6 protein-coding genes are annotated in these 4,226 nt (G+C 58.9%); 4 read left to right on the forward strand and 2 right to left on the reverse strand.

Translation table 11 applies throughout. From position 1 onward, the window contains the following. Positions 1–225: 225 nt before the first annotated feature. Positions 226–1,104 (reverse strand): helix-turn-helix domain-containing protein, encoded by an 879-nt coding sequence (locus tag WKI84_RS12870; protein ID WP_337863963.1) that lies wholly within the window; start codon positions 1,102–1,104, stop codon positions 226–228. A 67-nt stretch (positions 1,105–1,171) separates the two neighbouring features. Here WKI84_RS12870 and WKI84_RS12875 point away from each other — a divergent pair, with 67 nt between their 5' ends. The 4 genes from WKI84_RS12875 (at position 1,172) to WKI84_RS12890 (ending at position 3,489) form a co-directional block, all read left to right on the forward strand. After that, the gene (locus tag WKI84_RS12875) at positions 1,172–1,957 is read left to right on the forward strand and encodes an SDR family oxidoreductase (protein ID WP_337863964.1); all 786 of its coding nucleotides are present in this window, start codon (positions 1,172–1,174) and stop codon (positions 1,955–1,957) included. Positions 1,958–2,004: 47 nt separating this feature from the next. Continuing rightward, the gene (locus tag WKI84_RS12880; RefSeq protein WP_337863965.1) at positions 2,005–2,511 is read left to right on the forward strand and encodes a hypothetical protein; all 507 of its coding nucleotides are present in this window, start codon (positions 2,005–2,007) and stop codon (positions 2,509–2,511) included. After that, positions 2,508–2,885, forward strand: coding sequence for a TfoX/Sxy family protein (locus WKI84_RS12885; RefSeq protein ID WP_337863966.1), 378 nt, complete (start codon positions 2,508–2,510; stop codon positions 2,883–2,885). Before WKI84_RS12880 ends, WKI84_RS12885 begins: the two co-directional genes overlap by 4 nt. A gap of 79 nt (positions 2,886–2,964) precedes the next feature. Beyond that, positions 2,965–3,489: a DUF6659 family protein gene (locus WKI84_RS12890; protein WP_337863967.1), complete on the forward strand. Its 525-nt coding sequence runs from the start codon at positions 2,965–2,967 to the stop codon at positions 3,487–3,489. Here WKI84_RS12890 and WKI84_RS12895 read toward each other — a convergent pair. Continuing rightward, positions 3,479–3,964 carry a DNA-3-methyladenine glycosylase 2 family protein gene (locus WKI84_RS12895; RefSeq protein WP_337863968.1) on the reverse strand — a complete coding sequence of 162 codons (486 nt, stop codon included), beginning with the start codon at positions 3,962–3,964 and terminating at the stop codon, positions 3,479–3,481. The genes WKI84_RS12890 and WKI84_RS12895 overlap by 11 nt on opposite strands. Positions 3,965–4,226: the final 262 nt, after the last annotated feature.

The following is a 4,226-nucleotide window of genomic DNA, read 5'->3' on the forward strand; positions in this document are numbered from 1 at the left end:
ACGGAGGAGGCAGGCACCAGCACATCGGGCGCCAGTCGTCTGTCAGCAGGAACACGCCTCCGGGACGCAAGGTTGGCAACATTGCCCCGCGCAAGACCGGCAGGGGCAGGATAAAGGAAGTCCCGCAAAAGACATAAGCCGCCTTTTCCGTTCTTCCTTTCTCTCCTTTCTTATTTTCAAATTATTTTAAAAAATACACACATGCTGAAGCCCGTCTAACCTAGTTCATAGCTCTTGCGCAGAATCCCACAGTAGCTGGTAGCCTTTGCGCAGCTCCCTGGCCAGGTTCGAATCGACCGCGTATATCGACGCCACCCTGCCTTCCCAGAAAAGCGGGTTGTCCACGACCATCACCACGCTCCTGCCGTCTATTACGTGAAATGGCGCATGGATCTGCTTTGTGTGCCTGACCTGTATCTTGGCAGATTCCGGCAGGCCCCTGACAAAGCTCTCTACCAGCTTGCCTGTCTCCCCTATCCCTCCTCGGGTGCTGCTGCTCACGCCAAAGATTATGCGCGCAGATACGTTGCCGGCCGTTATGTTTTGGACGATCTTTTGTTTTACATTCTGGCCGTAGACCCTCGCGCCGCTGAGGCAGGTCGGCTCGAAATACGAGAGGATCTCGGCCCGGGCGTCTGCCAGGTGGGGCAGGTGCTTCTGGATGTGGTTTTTCATCCCAAACTCGAGGTTAAAGAATGTCTTGCTGCTGCTACCGTCCTCCCCCTGCCTCTGGCTGCCTCTACTCCCATCATAAATCTCGCCCAGCTCGGACTGCAGCAGTGGCAGGGCCTCACCTAGCAGGGCAAGCTCCTTCTGCTTGTTCTTCATCAGGCGCGCCACTCCGACAGACGGCTCAAGCGCCCTGAACTTGGCTGGCCGTGACTGCTGCACCTCCAGCAGGCCGAGCAGCCCGAATTTTTCTGTGATGGCATAGATCTTGCTTGAAGGCACGCCCGAATGGGAGCAGAGGCTTTTTGCGTCTGTTACGCCTAGGGCCAGCAGGCTCACATACGCTCTTGCCTCGTATTCGGACATGCCAAGCGACTTTAACGAATCGTGCAGGTCTCTCCTCTCCTGGACGGATGCCGTTGAACCTCCACCCATTATTACTACTACTTGTAGTAGTAGCAAGTAGCGAGAATATAAGTACTCTGGCAGCTGCACGCCGTACATGGCATTGTTACTTGAAGACAAGGTCGCGGCCGTCTTTGCGGCTGGAGGAGAGGTCGGATCAAGCGTGAGCAGGGTGCTGGCCCGGGAAGGAGCCGCCGCGTTCCTTTCAGGCAGGAGGCTGGCTCCTGTAGAGTCGCTGGCTAAAGAGATCCGCGACGCTGGCGGCGTGGCATACGCAGCAGAGGTGGATGCGCTGGACGAACAAGCTGTAGATTCGTATTTGGAGAAGGACGTGGTTGGAAGGGCAGGCCGTGTCGACATTGTGTTCAACGCAATTGGCGTCCAGCCGGTGGACGCAGGATACGGCACGCCCTGCACAAAAATCCCTTACGACAGGTTCTTGCTTCCCATCGCGACGCACGTCGGATCGCAGTTCCTTACCTCAAGGCTTGCAGCAAAGCACATGCAGGCGCAGAAATCCGGCGTCATCCTCATGCTTTCTGCCTCGGTATCGACAGACGCGCGCCTGTTCATGGCAAACATCACAGCCGCGTGCGCTGCCATCGAGGGCATGAGCAGGTCCCCCGCCGCCGAGCTTGGCAGGTCAGGCATCAGTGTGGTCTGCATACGGCCAAGAGCCATGGCCGAGACGCGGACCATCAGGCAGACGTACGAGGTAAACGCCAGGACCCTTGGGATAGAGCCGGAGGCATTTGCCCGCGCCGTCAGGGACGCCGCGCCACCGGGGCGCCCTGCGACGACGCTTGGCGACATGGCAGAGATGGCCGCGTTCCTGGCGTCCAACAAGGCAGGCACCCTCGGCGGGAGGGCCGTCGAGGTCTAGCCGGAGTGAGTGCGACAGGAGCGGGAAAAGGAGAGGATAGATGAGGGATGAACCTCGCAAAGAATTTCACGGCGACAGCAGGACCGATAAACTGGAGGAGGTTGGCAATCGCCGCGCCGGCGGCCGCCGCGCTCAACATGACGCTCCTCTTCCTTCTCTTCATGAACCCGCTGTCGCAGCGGATAATCTTTGACGAATCCGGCGCAGGCCAGAGCCCCAAGCTGGTGGCAGTCTGGACAGAGATAGAGCCAGTCCCCTCGCTGGCATCGCTGGCACCGGCCCTCATCGTGACCCCCCTCATCTACAGCTTTGTGTTTGCCCTGCTCCACCCTGCGATCCCGGGCAAAAGCGGCCTGCACAAGGGTGTCGTGTTCGGACTCATCCTCTGGGGGCTCATAGCAGTGTTCTTTGAGCTGTTCACGCCAAGCGGGCTTTTTGGCGAGCCTGCCCACCTGCTGGCGTACGAGCTGTCGCTGTGGCTTGCCGCGCTGGTCGCGGTGGGAGCCGTGCTTGGAGCCATGTACCGCGCCAGCGAGGAGCCACAGTCGGCTTGACCTCCAAGGACGGCCGCGCCACCTCCGCCGATGCTGCTGCAGCGGATCTCTTGCGCAAAAGGATAGAGCAGAGGTTGCCCGGCGTCACGACCAGGCCGATGTTTGGCTACCAGTGCTACCTGGTGCAGGGGAAATTCTTTGCAGGCTTTGGCAAAAGAAGAGGAGGGGAGCAGACGATCATCATCCGGCTGCCCAAGGACCTCCAGAGCAGAGCTGTGGCGGCAGGATTGAGGCCGTTTCGCCATGGAGCCAGAGCCGGCTGGATGGAAATGGACTGCAAATCGACAAAGGGAGACGATGCCTTTGTGTGGATAAGAAAAGGGTACGATTACGCGGCCTCTCTTGTGAGAGGGGACAATGGCCGCCGCGGCTGACGGCGTTTTTTTACACCGCGGCTGGCGCCTGCTACAAAAAGCCTATATTTTGCACCCCGCTATGCAAGCATGAAATATTATGCGTGCAGAACAGTTTTCCAAGAATATCCTTGCGTTACACAACAAGATCCGGTTCGCCGGCGTGGTTGAAAAATCAGGCCACCTCTACGCAGGCATAAGGCGCGAGGACGCGCCGGACAAGCTGACCGGCAGGAACAGCGAGATCAGCCTGGCGCAATCAGCCTACATAGTTGACCTGCGCAGGATGTTCTCTAACGAGCTTGGCGAGCTCAAGTCCGTGGTCTATAACTATGACGGCGTCAACATCGTCAGCGTGCCGGTAAAGGACCACATCCTGGTCATCTCGACCGAGCCGGACGTCAAGCCCGACGAGATAGTGTCGAAGGTGCAGGCGTACATCAAGTCGGTCGAAAAAGAGCTGTCGCTCTACCCTCCAAGCAACGTGGTGAACGAGGAGAAGAAGGAGATGCTTCGCAACCTGCTCGAGTCCGGCATTTCGGAGGAGCTGGTCGCCGAGCAGCTCGACCTGGACGAGAGCCTGGTCAGGATGCTCGCCAAAGAGATGAAAATAGTCAGCCAATAGCCTTGAACTTGTCAAGCGACTTCCAGAGGTACCACGTGGCGACGCTCCTGTAGGGCCGCCACGGCTCGGCTATTTTCACCATCTTTTCAGGCGGCGGGAGCGAGCGGAGCGAGTATGTTTTTTGCATGGCCTTGCGGAGTCCGAGGTCTCCAACAGGCAGCACGTCGGGCCTGCCCAGGTGAAATATCAGAAACATCTCGGCAGTCCACCTGCCAATCCCCTTTACTTCTGAAAGCTGGCTTACCACCTCTTCGTCGCCCATCTCTGAAAGCGCGGCGAGGTCGATCCTGCCTCCAGCCACGCGCGACGCCAGATCCTTCATGTACTCTATCTTTCTGCCAGACAACCCGGCGTTACGCAGGGCGCCGTCCGGCGTGGCAAGCAGCCTGGCAGGGGCAGGTAACCGTCCGCCGTACAGCTTGACAAAGCGGGCTCGGATGGCGTCTGCCGCGCCCCCGGCAAGCTGCTGGTACATTATCGCCTCGACAAGCGACTGGAACGGCCTGACGTTGCCGGTTTCTTTCGCTGTCGTTGCCTGCCTTATCGTATAGTCGCCAACGGCCGCGATTACCCTGCCAAGCCTCGGGTCGGCGGCCGACAGGTGCGCGATGGCCGCCGCTGCAGACGGGCGACGAGGAGAAGAAGGAGAGGAAGATGACGATGATGATGAAAGTGTCAGGCGTACATCTGCTCCGTCTTGTGCTCCGGGAGCGCCTGGACGCTCCTTATCTTTTTAA

Source organism: Nitrososphaera sp. (assembly GCF_037447015.1).
Lineage (GTDB): Archaea > Thermoproteota > Nitrososphaeria > Nitrososphaerales > Nitrososphaeraceae > Nitrososphaera.

Bases quoted from the DNA above. Each gene is read 5' to 3' on its own strand.
- WKI84_RS12870 (WP_337863963.1), bottom strand. From the start codon at position 1,104: ATGGGTGGAGGTTCAACGGCATCCGTCCAGGAGAGGAGAGACCTGCAC.
- WKI84_RS12875 (WP_337863964.1), top strand. From the start codon at position 1,172: ATGGCATTGTTACTTGAAGACAAGGTCGCGGCCGTCTTTGCGGCTGGA.
- WKI84_RS12880 (WP_337863965.1), top strand. From the start codon at position 2,005: ATGAACCTCGCAAAGAATTTCACGGCGACAGCAGGACCGATAAACTGG.
- WKI84_RS12890 (WP_337863967.1), top strand. From the start codon at position 2,965: ATGCGTGCAGAACAGTTTTCCAAGAATATCCTTGCGTTACACAACAAG.
- WKI84_RS12895 (WP_337863968.1), bottom strand. From the start codon at position 3,964: ATGTACCAGCAGCTTGCCGGGGGCGCGGCAGACGCCATCCGAGCCCGC.